Here is a 13,253-nt window from a genome sequence, read left to right on the forward strand (position 1 = left end):
CTTGAACCGATCTCAGCGGTGGCGGCGCAGGTAGACGTAGTACGCCCCGCCGCCGCCATGGCTGACATGGGCCGGTGTCACCTGAAGCACCACCTGCGACAGTGGCGGCAAGGACAACCACTGCGGCACCTGATGTCGCAAGACGCCGCGGGGGACCGGCATCGGGCCGGGTTCGTCGCGATCCTTCCCCTTGCCGGTGATCACCAACACCAGCCGCTTGCCGGCAGAATGCGCTGACAGGACAAAGCCAACCAACGCCGGATGCGCGGAATCAACCCGCATTCCATGCAGATCCAGCTTACCCTCGGGCTTCAGTTTACCGCGTTTCATCTTGCGATAGGCCTTACCGTCCATCTGCATCGGCGCAGCGATCAGCCCACTGGTGACACTGGGCTTAAGATCATGTCTGGCCGACTTTGGCCCAACCTTGGACCCCAACTCGAACAGCTCTGGCGTGAATCGCTCCTGTGGCGGAAGTATCGATTTAGTTGGCTTTGGTTTTGGCAAATGGGCCGTGGCAGGGGCGGTGTGTGTTTTCGGGTGCAGCCGCTCAGCCTGTTTGGCAACGCGGTGCCACAGGTCGATTTCCTCAGATGTCAGTTTGCGGCGGGTCATCAGTAGTCCCCTGGCAACAGCGCATAGGCACGTTGGATCGGCAACAGAACGACCATTCTACCCGGATCCCGCAGCTTGCCGGCCTCAATCCCGGCTTCGTCACCGCTGCCAAAGAACACATCGGCGCGCTGCGCGCCCTTGATCGCTGATCCGGTATCCTGCGCAATCATCAAGCGGCGCATCGGCTTCGCTCCGTCTTTTTCAAGCCAGACCGGCGCGCCCAGCGGCGTGAAACGTGGATCAACTGCCAGACTGCGTAGAGTGGTCACCGAGCGGTTCATTGCCCCCAGCGGCCCGGCAGAGGCGGGAATGCGGCTTACCTCACGGAAAAACACATATGAGGGATTGTGCATCAGGAGATCCTCGCCGGCGAGGGGATTGCGCCGCACCCAACGCTTGATCACTGCAGCGCTGACCTGATGGATATTATAAATACCGCGGCGGACCAATTCAGTGCCGATGGACCGGTATTCATGACCGTTTGCACCACCATAGCCAACACGGATCGACGATCCATCGGGCAGGCGAATTCGACCAGACCCTTGAATTTGCAAGAAAAACAGTTCCACCGGATCATCGACCCAGGCGATTTCCAACCCGCGCCCCTCCATCACACCGCTTGTCAGAAGTTCGCGTCGTGTCAGCCACTGACTGATCTTGCGCGACTCCGGCGGTTGACGATAAACCGGATACCGGTAGCGCGAGCTGGGTCGGCGAGCGCCTGAAAGCTCGGGTTCAAAATAGCCGGTGAACAGGGCCGGCGCGCCATCTTCAATCAGGACCGGGCGAAAGAACAGCTGAAAAAAGCCACGCGCTGCCTTAGGGTCTTGTTCGTTGGCCAATGCGCAGAGCGCGCGCCAGTCGGGATCTTTCAAATCACGGCAAGTCTGTAGAAATGCACCCAGCGCCGCTTCGTGATCATCGTCTGCCCATCCCTCCAGCTGAGCGAAGGACAGCATGGTATAACTGGTTTCCGCCTGTCCGCCCTGCGGAAACAAATATGCGCCAGCTCCAAGAGCCAGCGCACAGAGTGCCCGCCGGAGCCCACGCATCATGCGTCCGTAGCGACCAGATGCCAGTTCGGGTCCGCGCTGCCCATGGTGCGGCCAAAGACCCAGGTGTCTTTCTGGCGCTTCACCGCCTTGGGATCACCCTCAACAATATCTCCACCGCGATCACGCACAACCGAGGTCAACTCAGCGACAAACCGCATCGTGATCTGTGCATCTCCAGTCGCCGGATCAAAGCTGGTGTCGGTCAACGTCGTCTCACGGACGCCAATAAACTCTGCCTCAATCGTCAGCCCCTGATCCTCACGATGAGCAACTGCGGTGACAAAACTGTCAAAGACGTCAGGCGCAAGGAAAGCTTCAATATCATCCAGCTCGCCGCGTTCAAAAGCCATGAGGATCATTTCATATGCGCCACGGGCGCCCTGCACGAAATCACGCACCTCAAACGAAGGTTCGGCTTTTTTCATCGCGGCAAGATCGCTGGCCTGCGGGCTGTCTTCGGGGACATAATCAACGATATCGTGATCTGGTCCGCCTTCGATCACCTCAAGTTCGGGGCGTCGGTTCTGGCGATCGGCCTGCGGCACGGCCGGCTTTTCAAACCCTTCACGGGTGCCCAGTACGCTTTTCAGGCGCAGGATCAAAAACACGGCAATACCGGCCAAAACCAACAGCTGAATCACGGGCGACTCCATAACAACCTCTACGGTAGATGTTCATGCTTCGTTTGAAACTAAAGCGTTCCAACCTTATGTAGGTGACGGGTCGGCGCAAGTCCACCGTTCCGCGCAAGTTCTGAGGAAACCCAGCATGTATCTCTTTCTCGCCTTTCTGATGGTTCCGATCATTGAAATCGCACTTTTTATTCAAGTCGGTGGCGCCATCGGCCTCTGGCCAACGCTGGCTATCGTGGTGCTGACGGCCGTGTTGGGGACCTGGCTGGTCCGTACGCAGGGTCGGCTCGCGCTCGGCCAGCTGCGTAGCTCTTTCGAGCAGTTGAATGACCCCACCGAACCCCTGGCGCATGGCGCCATGATTCTGGTGGCCGGCGCCCTGCTGCTAACACCCGGTTTTTTCACGGATGCGGTTGGCTTCGCCCTTCTGGTCCCACAGATACGTATTGCTGTTTATCGCTACCTGCGCTCAAAAGTGACGGTTGCCCGGTTCCAGATGGGCCCTGGCAGCATGCACGGACGCAGCTACCCTGGCGACAATTCCCCTAAACCTCAGGGCGACGTCATTGATGCCGATTATGAGGACGTCAGCAACGATCGACCGCGAAAAGGCCCCTCCGGCTGGGTTGATGGGCAGGGCTAGGCGGGAGGCGTGACACCCCGTTGAGGTACCGCTCCCAAGCTGATAAGCACGAGCAAAACATAGTTTAGGAGTAGCTTCATGGCCGAAAACGGCGCAACAGAAGGCGTGCAGCAGCCGCAAGTCCAGATGAATATTCTGGGCCAGTTCATCCGAGATATGTCGTTCGAAAACGTCATGGCACAAAAAGGCGTCGGCGCCGACGTTCAGCCAGATGTCAGCGTGCAGGTTGCCCTTGATGCAAAAAAGCGTCAGGCGGAAAACCAATATGAAGTGATGACCAAGCTGAACATCGAGTCCAAGGACAAAGAAGGCAATGTCGTCCTCTTCGTTCTGGAACTGGAATATGTCGGGATTTTCAACATTTCCGGCATTCCCGAAGATCAGCTGCATCCGTTCCTGCTGATCGAATGCCCGCGCATGCTCTTCCCGTTCCTGCGTCGCATCGTTTCCGACGTCACCCGTGACGGTGGCTTCCCGCCGTTGAACCTCGATAATATCGATTTCGTTGCGATCTATCGCAACGAACTGGCGCGTCGGCAGCAGGCCGAGGCTGCGGAACAACCGCAGCAATAAGCGTTCCCTGCTTGGGATACGAAAAACGCCGCTGTTTTCAGCGGCGTTTTTTTTGCGTTTGGCCCTTAGGGTCAGAAATCAGCTATTGGCGCCGTTCCACAGGGCGGCATCCCCCATTTTAGCAACGAAATTGGCATGTGCTTCCTGTTCCTGCTCGGTCAGTCGCGACGGCAGCGGGGATGGCCGTGCAGTCGGGCGCCAGTCATCTGTCACCGTCGCCCCGCTGCTGGCCTTATCATTGGAGGCTGAAAGGCCAAAGTCCGGCTGTCGGCCACCAATCAGCTCCAGATAGACATCGGCCAGAATTTCAGAATCGAGCAACGCCCCGTGCAGGGTTCGATTGCTGTTGTCGATATTGAACCGGCGGCAGAGCGCATCCAGCGTCGCCGGCGAGCCAGGAAAACGTTTACGGGCAATCGCCAGCGTATCGACCGCCTGATCCATCGGCAGCTTTGGCAGCCCCATCCAATCCAGCTCCGCATTGAGGAACTTCATGTCGAAGGCCGCATTGTGGATCACCATTTTGGAATCCCGGACAAAATTCAGAAATTTCTGGCCCACTTTCGCGAACACAGGCTTGTCGCGCAGGGTGACAGCACCCGGGCCGGGCTGCTGTGGCGGCTCCAGAAGATCCGGCCCGATGCCGTGCACCTTGAACGCATCCTGCGGCATGGAGCGTTGAGGGTTGATATAAACGTGAAATGTCTCGCCCGTTGGCATGTGATTGAGCAGTTCAACCGCACCGATCTCAACAATCCGGTCGCCGGAAAACGGGTCAAAGCCCGTGGTTTCCGTATCAAGAACAATTTCACGCATCTGCTATCAGCCTTCTAATCTGTGCGAGGATGGTCCGTACCTGAGTCTGGGCATGGTCCGGGGTGTCGGTCTCGATCAGATAATCGGCCCGCGCTTTCTTCTCCTCTATCGGCATCTGTTTCTGCAGGATTTGTTCAAATTGCTCAACTGTCATCGTCCCGCGCGCAAGGACCCGCTGGCGCTGTGTCTCAGCATCGATCCAGACGCAGGCGACGGCATCCATTCCTGTGTCGCCACCGGTTTCAAACAGCAGTGGGATATCAAACACCAGAACATCATGCGGCGACGACGTTCTGAAACCCTCGCGGTCAGCAGCGACAAGTGGGTGTACGATGGTTTCAATTCGGGGCAGGGCGCGACTATCGTCGGCGATGATTTCGCGCAGGCGCCCCCGGTCAACCCGGCCTTCTATAACGGCCGTGGGCCACGCGTTCCCAATGGGGGCGACCGCCGCACCGCCTACATCATAAAGACGGTGAACTGCAGCATCCGCGTCCCAAACTGCGCAACCCTCTTCGGCAAAGATCTGCGCGGTTGCGCTTTTCCCCATCCCGATAGACCCGGTTAGTCCTAACGCATAACTCATGCCAATGCGGCCTCCCGCGTAGCGGTGTCAACCTCGGGCCGCTTGCCAAACCAGCGTTCAAATCCCGGTACCGCCTGATGCAACAGCATTCCCAGACCATCAACAGTGGTACAGCCAATATCCTCGGCCCATTGCAGCATTTCCGTTTTCAGCGGTGTGTAGACCAGATCTGTCACAACAGTGCTGGAACGAAGCCCATCCAGGGGCACACGCAGACGCGGCTTTCCAACCATTCCAAGAGAGGTCGTATTCACCAGAAGAGCAGCCTGTTCGATGACATTGCCAACCTGCACCCAGTCGACCACCTGAATGCGGGAGCCAAATTCACTGCGGAACTGATCCGCCCGTTCCCGCGTCCGGTTGCTCAACAGAATCTCTGGTACGCCTGCCTCAAGCAGGGAGGCGATCACCGCGCGACTGGCGCCGCCGGCCCCAAATACAACGGCCGGACCTGCGGCAGGATCCCAGTCCGGCGCGGATTGGTGTAGGTTGGTGATAAAACCGTAACCATCTGTATTATCAGCAAGGATAGAGCCATCAGCGCGGAATATCAGCGTATTGGCAGCGCCAATCAATGTCGCACGATCCGTCACCTGATCGGCGATCTCCATGATCTGTTCCTTGTGCGGGATGGTGATGTTTGCGCCGACAAACCCCATCTTGGGTAAACTGCGAACAACCTCCTCCAACTGACCCGGTTCGACATGCAGCGGTATATAATGACCAGCAATGCCATAGGTCTGGAGCCAATGGCCGTGCACCAGAGGTGATCGGGAATGTGCAACGGGGCTGCCGATCACGCCAGCCAGCGGAATCCGAGTATCATTCATTGTTCTATCACTCCCTGAAGGGCCAGATAGTTCAGAAGCTCCAGCAAAGGTAATCCGAGCACATTGAAGTAGTCTCCCTCGATGGCGCTGAACAATCGCACCCCTTCTTCCTCCAGCTTATATCCGCCAACGGCATACTTAATACTGTCCCAGTTCCGCATAACATAACTGCGCAGATATGCATCGGAACTCGACCTCATCCTAAGCCGCACCTGCCCGATATGCCGCCATAGCGGCTCATTGTCGCGATAGATAACCGCAGCGGACAATAACATATGTCGCTTGCCGCGCATCATCTTCAGCTGATCAAACGCATCATCCGAATCTTTTGGTTTTGATAACAATTTTCCATCAAACTCGAGAACCTGATCACAGCCCAAGACCAGGGCTCCAGGATGCTTCGCGCTGACCTTGCGCGCCTTCGCCTCTGCGAGCGTATCGGAGATATCACGCGGCGTGGCCTCCTCTGCCAGAAGCGCCGCCTTGATCGCCGCTTCGTCAATACGGGCTGCGGCGACCTCAAACGGAACGCCAGCCTGCCGCAACAGCTGGGCGCGTATCTGCGATCCGGAAGCCAGAACGATGTGGGTAGACATGTGGAAAACCCCGTGGGCAAGAGTGTGATGAGCTTTGGACGGTTTGTATGAAATTTCGGCCAATTCGCAAGCCGTGGAGAACCTCAAAATCCCCATTTGCTTGCCGGCAGATTCGCCCTGAGAGGATAGGGATAACTTTGAAATCGTGGATATCTCAGTTGCTCTGATTTCACCCCAAGTTTATCCCCACGACCAAACCCCAGATTGCACGTAATATTTCTCATGTTTTTATAGCCTGCCGGCAAGAGTCATCATGTCGCTGGGGGTAAAGCTGGTAAGTTATCCCAAGCGGGGATAAGCCGGTGGACGAGTCAGTTATCCACCGTTTTTAGGGTGCACTACTAAAACATCATCCTTTTAAAATACTTATATTTTAAGGGGAGAGAGGGAACCGAGAGGCCAACCATGGATCTGAGCGATCTGCTCTTTGAAATTTACCCCTACGCCAAATCTCTGCACATCATGGCAGTGATCAGCTGGATGGCAGGTCTGTTCTACCTCCCGAGGTTATTTGTCTATCACGTGGAGCAGGCAGAGAAGGTACCGGACAGCCTTCCCATCTTTGTCATGATGGAAGAGAAGTTGCTTCGCATCATTATGAGGCCCGCCATGTACGCCAGCTGGGCTGCAGGGCTGCTAATGGTACTGACGCCGGGGTTGGTCGACTGGAGCAGTCTTTGGCCCTGGACGAAGGGCCTGAGCGTTCTGGGGATGACCTGGTTTCACCACTGGTTGCTGGTTCGTCACCGTGATTTCGCGAATGGAAAAAACACCCGCAGTGGTCGAAGCTATAGAATGATGAATGAAGTCCCGACATTGCTGATGGTGGTCATCGTGGTATCGGTCATTTTCAAGTTCTGAGCGAAGATTTGACTCAACAGGGTGGACCCCTTATGTATGCGACCAACGGGCCCGTCCGGGCACTCGTGTCTTCCTTATACCAATGACACCGCTCCCCAGATCTCAGGGGAGAACAAAGGCCGTATATATATGACCGTTCAATCCCTGAACCTTTCCGATCTTAAGGCAAAGAGCCCTAAGGACCTGTTGTCCATGGCAGAAGAGCTGGAGATCGAAAACGCCTCCACCATGCGCAAGGGCGAGATGATGTTCCAGATTCTCCGCGAACGTGCGGATGAGGGCTGGGAAATTGCCGGCGATGGTGTGCTTGAGGTTCTGCAGGATGGATTCGGTTTCCTGAGATCGCCTGAGGCCAACTATCTGCCCGGTCCTGATGATATCTATGTCTCGCCCGATATGATTCGTCAGTATGCGCTACGGACTGGTGACACGGTCGACGGTCAGATCAAATCGCCGCTGGAAAACGAACGGTATTTTGCGCTGACAAATGTCACCAAGATCAACTTCGAAGAACCGGAGAAGGCCCGTCACAAGATCGCCTTTGACAACCTGACACCGCTCTATCCTGATGAACGCCTGAAGATGGAGATCGAAGATCCGACCATCAAAGATCGCTCTGCCCGCGTGATCGATTTGGTCTCCCCGATTGGTAAAGGCCAGCGATCCCTGATCGTGGCGCCACCGCGGACCGGTAAGACAGTTATTCTCCAGAACATCGCGCATTCCATCGCGAAGAATCATCCGGAATGCTATCTGATCGTTCTCCTGATCGACGAACGTCCGGAAGAGGTCACCGATATGCAGCGCTCGGTTAAGGGTGAGGTCGTGTCCTCCACCTTCGACGAACCTGCGACGCGGCACGTTGCGGTGTCCGAAATGGTGATCGAGAAGGCCAAGCGTCTGGTGGAGCATAAACGAGATGTTGTTATTCTTCTAGACTCTATCACAAGACTTGGTAGGGCATTCAACACAGTGGTGCCATCTTCTGGTAAAGTCTTGACTGGTGGTGTTGATGCAAACGCGCTGCAACGTCCCAAACGATTCTTTGGTGCAGCCCGAAATATCGAAGAAGGTGGTTCTTTGACGATCATCGCCACGGCACTGATCGATACTGGTAGCCGGATGGATGAAGTGATCTTTGAAGAATTCAAAGGAACCGGTAACTCTGAAATCGTCCTCGACCGGAAGATTGCGGACAAACGTGTATTCCCGGCGATCGACATTCTCAAATCCGGTACACGGAAAGAGGACCTGCTCGTTGACAAAGGGGATCTTGCAAAGACATTTGTGCTTCGCCGGATTCTAAACCCAATGGGCACTACCGATGCGATTGAATTCCTTTTGTCTAAGTTAAAGCAAACAAAGACAAATTCTGAGTTCTTCGACTCAATGAACACCTAATAGACGGGCCGGCACGAAAGGAAGGTCATCTGATGGACACGATCTTTGCGCTGGCCTCCGCCCAAGGGAAGGCCGGCGTTTCTGTTATTCGCCTGTCTGGCCCAAAGGCCATTAGCACCGCTTCTGTCATCAGTGGCGGTGATTTGCCCCGTCCTGGCAGGGTTTTACGCGTTCTTTCTGATTGCAGCGGAGCACGTATAGACGAAGCTCTACTGCTTACCTTTACCGGCCCGAATAGCTTTACTGGTGAAGATACTGTTGAATTTCAGGTGCATGGTAGTACTTCGGTTGTCAGCGCAATGCTTGATCTGCTGGGCCAGTTCGAGGACGTGCGGCTGTCTGACCCTGGTGAATTTACGCGCCGTGCTCTTGAAAACGGTAAGCTGGACCTCTCCCAAGTTGAAGCATTGGCGGACCTGATTGATGCCGAAACCGAAGCGCAACGGGTACAGGCGCAAGCCGTCCTAGCCGGCGGGTTGGCCGACCTCGCTGAGCGCTGGCGAAAAGATCTCATTCGCGCGGCATCGCTGATTGAGGTGACGATTGACTTCGCTGATGAAGACGTCCCGGTTGATGTAACGAAGGAAGTCAAAGAACTTCTGGCCGGCGTGACGGCGGATCTGGAACCTCAAATTGCCGGCGTAAAAATGGCTGAACGGATACGCAGCGGTTTTGAGGTCGCGATCATTGGTGCACCAAACGTTGGGAAATCAACTCTACTTAACGCTTTGGCCGGTCGTGAGGCTGCGATCACGTCTGAATATGCCGGGACCACTCGGGACGTAATCGAAGTAAGAATGGATCTTTCCGGGCTGCCGGTAACTCTTCTCGATACTGCCGGCCTGCGCGAGACTGATGATCATGTCGAGGGGATCGGTATTAAAATGGCGAAAGAACGCGCAGAGAAGGCTGATCTGCGCGTATTTTTGACCGAAGATCGAACTGCAATTGATATCGACATCTCTGAGGATGATATTGTCGTCGCACCCAAGGCTGATCTCGTCGGTGATGGTGTTCCTCAAAAGGCGGTTTCCGGAAAAACGGGACAGGGCATAGATATGCTAATTGCAGATATCACCAAAGTACTGCGGAATCGCGCTGGTAAGGTGGGTATTGCAACTCGCGCACGACATCGAGAGACAATGAAGACGGCATATGACCGGCTTCAGTCCGCGCAAGATGTGCTAAGGTATGGCCCTGAGTTTTATGATGTTGCTGCTGAAGATATGCGTTCGGCCATTCGCTCCCTGGAGATGCTTGTTGGCCGTGTTGGGGTTGAAAACCTGTTGGATGAAATCTTCTCCAGTTTTTGCTTGGGAAAGTAGGGAGTGTTTCACGTGAAACATCCAAATTACGATGTGGTCGTTGTCGGTGGCGGGCACGCAGGAACCGAGGCAGCGCATGCGGCCGCCCGGATGGGCGTAAAAACGGCTCTCGTAACCCTCACCAAGGACGGCATTGGTGTGATGTCCTGCAATCCGGCAATTGGCGGATTGGGGAAAGGTCATTTGGTTCGAGAGATTGATGCGCTTGACGGCGTTATGGGGCGTGTCGCTGACAAAGCTGGCATACAATTCCGTCTCCTGAATAGACGGAAAGGGCCCGCTGTGCAGGGCCCGAGGGCGCAATCCGATCGTAAGATCTATCGTCGTGAGATGTTGGCGGAAATCGAAGCACAACCCAATCTTGATATTGTCACTGGTGAAGTTGTCGATTTCCTTATGAAAGGTGACAAAATCCGTGGCGTACGTCTTGCCGACGAGAGTGAAATCACAAGCCGTGCTGTGATTTTGACATCCGGAACGTTCCTGAGAGGTGTCATTCACATAGGTGATGTATCTAAGCCTGGTGGACGTATGGGGGATAGGCCATCTGTCCGCCTCGCAGAACGGCTCGACAGCTTTGATCTGCAATTAGGGCGGCTAAAGACGGGTACGCCACCACGGCTGGATGGGCGTACAATTGCCTGGGAAAAGCTGGAGGGGCAACCCGGAGATGACGATCCGACGTTTTTCAGCTTTCTGACGACATCCGTATCGGCGTCTCAAGTCGTATGTGGCATTACACACACCAATACGCATACACATGACATTATCCGCGATAATCTGGAAAGATCTGCCATGTATGGTGGACATATCGACGGTGTGGGTCCGCGCTATTGTCCGTCGATCGAAGATAAGGTTGTGCGCTTCTCAGATAAGACAAGTCATCAGATCTTCCTCGAACCGGAGGGCGTGGATGATCATACGGTCTATCCGAATGGGATTTCGACAAGTCTGCCACTTGATGTTCAGGAACGCTATGTGCGCTCTATTGTCGGATTGGAAGATGCTGTTATCTTGCAGCCCGGGTATGCGATTGAATATGATTATGTAGATCCGCGCGCGCTGGGACTAGATCTGGCCCTAAAGTCCTATCAAGGTCTGTATCTTGCGGGGCAGATTAACGGTACCACCGGATATGAGGAGGCTGCGGCACAGGGGCTTGTAGCTGGATTGAATGCTGCGCGCTATTCAAAGGAAATGGAACCGGTCACGTTTAGCCGATCTGATAGCTATATTGGCGTGATGGTGGATGATCTCACCACCAATGGCGTGACCGAGCCATATAGAATGTTCACCTCCCGAGCTGAATTCAGACTATCATTGCGTGCAGATAACGCTGATCAGCGGTTAACTGGTATTGGTTCCAATCTAGGATGTGTCGGTGAGGTGCGTTGTGAGCTTTTTTCCAGAAAGATGGAAAAACTTGAAGAAGCACGAGCCAAGATGGATACCCGCCAATTTACGCCGAAAGAAATCAATGAAGCCGGTATCGCAGTAAACCAGGACGGAAACAGACGGACCGCGACTGATGTATTGGCGTTTCCTGACGTCGCATTCGAGGATATTTTGCGCCTGCTTCCCGATCTGGAAACCTGCGAAGATCCTATTCGCCGTCAGATCGAGCGAGACGCGCTTTACGCTAATTATATCATCCGTCAGAAACGAGAGATTGAGGCTTTGAAGCGTGATGAAGGGTATCGTATTCCACCTGATTTTTCTTACGATTTCGAGGGTCTATCGAATGAACTACGTGGGAAACTTGAAAAATCACGACCGGAAACACTTGCCCAAGCGGGGAGGGTTGACGGGATGACACCTGCGGCGTTGGCATTGATCTTGGCACGGCTGCGCCGTGGTGCCACGGACAGCCAAGGGAAGACAGCTTAAATGAGTGAGGTGAAGATCGGAGAGGCGCATGTTTCACGTGAAACATATGACCGCCTTAAACACTATGAAAGTCTCGTCAAGAAATGGTCTCCTAAAATAAATCTGATTGCGAAGTCGACTTTGGATGATGTCTGGGGCCGTCATATTGTGGACTCTGTTCAAATCTGCCAAGGAATCGATTTTCCGCAAACTTGGCTTGATATCGGGAGTGGTGGCGGGTTTCCAGGAGTCGTCGTTGCGATTCTCGCGGTTGAGCGTGCGCCAGATTGCGTGATTACTTTGATCGAGAGCGATCAACGGAAGTGCGCCTTTCTTCGCACGGCGATTCGCGAATGCGGAGCGAATGCAAAAGTTGTGTCAGAGCGGATCGAAAAGGTGCCACCGATGGCGGCTGATGTTATTTCAGCACGCGCATTGGCTGATCTTACAACGTTGCTTGGCTTTGCCGAGAGACACCTCCAACCGGGAGGAATTGCGCTTTTCTCCAAAGGAATACAGTGGAAAAAAGAAGTGGATAACGCGCGGAGCCAATGGCAATTCGACCTGAAATCCACTAATAGTTGGACTGAACCCGAGGCGGTTGTTTTAGAAATCAGGGGAGTAACGCGTGTCTGATTTGTCCCGGCCGGCTGGGCCTCGAATAATTGCAGTGGCCAATCAAAAGGGTGGGGTTGGTAAAACGACGACCGCGATCAACCTGGCAGCAGCCTTAGTTGAGACCGGATATCGAGTCCTTGTTGTAGATTTGGATCCGCAGGGTAATGCCTCAACGGGTCTTGGGATTGAAGTGACAGATCGCACCCGTACAACCTATGATCTTCTTGTAGATGACGTTGCACTAAATGACGTTATTCGCGAGACGGAGATCGAAGATCTTTGCATCATTCCAGCAACGATTGACCTGAGTTCAGCGGATATCGAGCTTTTTACAAATGAAAAGCGCAGCTTCCTACTGCACGATGCGTTACGTCAGCCGGCAATGGATGATTATGACTGGGATTATGTCCTGATCGACTGCCCACCATCGCTGAACCTATTGACAGTCAACGCCATGGTTGCAGCCCATTCAGTCTTGGTCCCGCTACAGAGTGAGTTTTTTGCACTTGAAGGGGTTTCACAGTTGATGCTCACAATTCGTGAGGTGCGTCAGACCGCGAACCCGAACTTGCGGATCGAGGGAATTGTTCTGACGATGTACGATCGGCGGAATAACCTGTCTCAGCAGGTGGAACAGGATGCCCGTGGGCATCTGGGGGAATTGGTCTTTGAAACTAAAATCCCTCGAAATGTACGTGTCAGCGAGGCGCCGTCTTATGCGTTGCCGGTGTTGAACTATGACACGAACTCGCTTGGGGCGAATGCGTATCGCGCCCTTGCAGAAGAACTGATTGCGAGACATCAGAAACTCGCAGCCTAACGACAGCTGGAGGCGC

The 13,253-nt window shown here is 54.5% G+C and carries 15 protein-coding genes; 8 read left to right on the plus strand and 7 right to left on the minus strand.

What is annotated here, in order from left to right; all coding sequences use genetic code 11:
* Window positions 1–12: 12 nt before the first annotated feature.
* The 3 genes from INHI_RS0116455 to INHI_RS0116465 are packed head-to-tail and all read right to left on the minus strand — an operon-like array spanning window position 13 to window position 2,323.
* Window positions 13–615, minus strand: coding sequence for a Smr/MutS family protein (locus INHI_RS0116455; protein ID WP_014876406.1), 603 nt, complete (start codon window positions 613–615; stop codon window positions 13–15).
* The gene (gene mltA, locus INHI_RS0116460; protein WP_027248318.1) at window positions 615–1,670 is read right to left on the minus strand and encodes a murein transglycosylase A; all 1,056 of its coding nucleotides are present in this window, start codon (window positions 1,668–1,670) and stop codon (window positions 615–617) included. The genes INHI_RS0116455 and mltA overlap by 1 nt, the downstream gene beginning before the upstream one ends.
* Window positions 1,667–2,323 carry a Tim44/TimA family putative adaptor protein gene (locus INHI_RS0116465; RefSeq protein ID WP_014876404.1) on the minus strand — a complete coding sequence of 219 codons (657 nt, stop codon included), beginning with the start codon at window positions 2,321–2,323 and terminating at the stop codon, window positions 1,667–1,669. The genes mltA and INHI_RS0116465 overlap by 4 nt, the downstream gene beginning before the upstream one ends.
* 115 nt (window positions 2,324–2,438) lie before the next feature.
* On the opposite strand from INHI_RS0116465, the gene INHI_RS0116470 reads away from it, so the two are divergent.
* Together INHI_RS0116470 and secB are read left to right on the plus strand one after the other, a co-directional pair.
* Entirely contained in the window at window positions 2,439–2,945 is a 507-nt protein-coding gene (locus tag INHI_RS0116470) for an FxsA family protein (RefSeq protein ID WP_014881541.1), read from the plus strand.
* 78 nt (window positions 2,946–3,023) lie between these two features.
* Window positions 3,024–3,518 (plus strand): protein-export chaperone SecB, encoded by a 495-nt coding sequence (secB, locus tag INHI_RS0116475; RefSeq protein ID WP_014876402.1) that lies wholly within the window; start codon window positions 3,024–3,026, stop codon window positions 3,516–3,518.
* A gap of 78 nt (window positions 3,519–3,596) precedes the next feature.
* Here secB and dnaQ read toward each other — a convergent pair whose 3' ends face one another.
* Genes dnaQ through INHI_RS0116495 form a run of 4 tightly spaced genes read right to left on the minus strand, consistent with a single transcriptional unit; the run spans window position 3,597 to window position 6,346 of the window.
* Complete coding sequence (dnaQ, locus tag INHI_RS0116480) at window positions 3,597–4,334, minus strand: DNA polymerase III subunit epsilon (protein ID WP_027248319.1); 738 nt, start codon at window positions 4,332–4,334, stop codon at window positions 3,597–3,599.
* Complete coding sequence (gene coaE, locus INHI_RS0116485; protein ID WP_027248320.1) at window positions 4,327–4,920, minus strand: dephospho-CoA kinase; 594 nt, start codon at window positions 4,918–4,920, stop codon at window positions 4,327–4,329. The genes dnaQ and coaE overlap by 8 nt, the downstream gene beginning before the upstream one ends.
* Window positions 4,917–5,750, minus strand: coding sequence for a shikimate dehydrogenase (locus tag INHI_RS0116490; RefSeq protein WP_027248321.1), 834 nt, complete (start codon window positions 5,748–5,750; stop codon window positions 4,917–4,919). The genes coaE and INHI_RS0116490 overlap by 4 nt, the downstream gene beginning before the upstream one ends.
* A complete protein-coding gene (locus INHI_RS0116495) occupies window positions 5,747–6,346 on the minus strand; it encodes a Maf family protein (RefSeq protein WP_027248322.1) in 600 nt (199 codons plus the stop codon). The genes INHI_RS0116490 and INHI_RS0116495 overlap by 4 nt, the downstream gene beginning before the upstream one ends.
* A 405-nt stretch (window positions 6,347–6,751) precedes the next feature.
* Here INHI_RS0116495 and INHI_RS0116500 point away from each other — a divergent pair, with 405 nt between their 5' ends.
* From INHI_RS0116500 to INHI_RS0116525, 6 genes are all read left to right on the plus strand, one after another.
* Window positions 6,752–7,207 carry a CopD family protein gene (locus INHI_RS0116500; protein ID WP_014881537.1) on the plus strand — a complete coding sequence of 152 codons (456 nt, stop codon included), beginning with the start codon at window positions 6,752–6,754 and terminating at the stop codon, window positions 7,205–7,207.
* 129 nt (window positions 7,208–7,336) lie between these two features.
* Entirely contained in the window at window positions 7,337–8,608 is a 1,272-nt protein-coding gene (gene rho / locus INHI_RS0116505; RefSeq protein ID WP_014876396.1) for a transcription termination factor Rho, read from the plus strand.
* Window positions 8,609–8,640: 32 nt separating this feature from the next.
* On the plus strand, window positions 8,641–9,933 hold the full coding sequence (gene mnmE, locus INHI_RS0116510; RefSeq protein WP_027248323.1) for a tRNA uridine-5-carboxymethylaminomethyl(34) synthesis GTPase MnmE: 1,293 nt from the start codon (window positions 8,641–8,643) through the stop codon (window positions 9,931–9,933).
* A gap of 12 nt (window positions 9,934–9,945) precedes the next feature.
* The gene (gene mnmG / locus INHI_RS0116515; protein ID WP_027248324.1) at window positions 9,946–11,820 is read left to right on the plus strand and encodes a tRNA uridine-5-carboxymethylaminomethyl(34) synthesis enzyme MnmG; all 1,875 of its coding nucleotides are present in this window, start codon (window positions 9,946–9,948) and stop codon (window positions 11,818–11,820) included.
* Entirely contained in the window at window positions 11,821–12,435 is a 615-nt protein-coding gene (gene rsmG, locus INHI_RS0116520) for a 16S rRNA (guanine(527)-N(7))-methyltransferase RsmG (RefSeq protein ID WP_027248325.1), read from the plus strand.
* A complete protein-coding gene (locus INHI_RS0116525; protein WP_027248326.1) occupies window positions 12,428–13,237 on the plus strand; it encodes a ParA family protein in 810 nt (269 codons plus the stop codon). Before rsmG ends, INHI_RS0116525 begins: the two co-directional genes overlap by 8 nt.
* Window positions 13,238–13,253: the final 16 nt, after the last annotated feature.

This window comes from Phaeobacter inhibens DSM 16374 (genome assembly GCF_000473105.1).
In the GTDB taxonomy this organism is placed as follows: Bacteria; Pseudomonadota; Alphaproteobacteria; order Rhodobacterales; family Rhodobacteraceae; genus Phaeobacter; species Phaeobacter inhibens.

Excerpts from the sequence above, each read along its gene's own strand:
- INHI_RS0116470 (WP_014881541.1), top strand. The coding sequence starts at position 2,439 with ATGTATCTCTTTCTCGCCTTTCTGATGGTTCCGATCATTGAAATCGCA.
- rsmG (WP_027248325.1), top strand. The coding sequence starts at position 11,821 with ATGAGTGAGGTGAAGATCGGAGAGGCGCATGTTTCACGTGAAACATAT.
- coaE (WP_027248320.1), bottom strand. The coding sequence starts at position 4,920 with ATGAGTTATGCGTTAGGACTAACCGGGTCTATCGGGATGGGGAAAAGC.
- mnmE (WP_027248323.1), top strand. The coding sequence starts at position 8,641 with ATGGACACGATCTTTGCGCTGGCCTCCGCCCAAGGGAAGGCCGGCGTT.
- INHI_RS0116500 (WP_014881537.1), top strand. The coding sequence starts at position 6,752 with ATGGATCTGAGCGATCTGCTCTTTGAAATTTACCCCTACGCCAAATCT.
- INHI_RS0116455 (WP_014876406.1), bottom strand. The coding sequence starts at position 615 with ATGACCCGCCGCAAACTGACATCTGAGGAAATCGACCTGTGGCACCGC.
- INHI_RS0116490 (WP_027248321.1), bottom strand. The coding sequence starts at position 5,750 with ATGAATGATACTCGGATTCCGCTGGCTGGCGTGATCGGCAGCCCCGTT.
- secB (WP_014876402.1), top strand. The coding sequence starts at position 3,024 with ATGGCCGAAAACGGCGCAACAGAAGGCGTGCAGCAGCCGCAAGTCCAG.
- INHI_RS0116495 (WP_027248322.1), bottom strand. The coding sequence starts at position 6,346 with ATGTCTACCCACATCGTTCTGGCTTCCGGATCGCAGATACGCGCCCAG.
- INHI_RS0116465 (WP_014876404.1), bottom strand. The coding sequence starts at position 2,323 with ATGGAGTCGCCCGTGATTCAGCTGTTGGTTTTGGCCGGTATTGCCGTG.
- mltA (WP_027248318.1), bottom strand. The coding sequence starts at position 1,670 with ATGATGCGTGGGCTCCGGCGGGCACTCTGTGCGCTGGCTCTTGGAGCT.
- dnaQ (WP_027248319.1), bottom strand. The coding sequence starts at position 4,334 with ATGCGTGAAATTGTTCTTGATACGGAAACCACGGGCTTTGACCCGTTT.
- rho (WP_014876396.1), top strand. The coding sequence starts at position 7,337 with ATGACCGTTCAATCCCTGAACCTTTCCGATCTTAAGGCAAAGAGCCCT.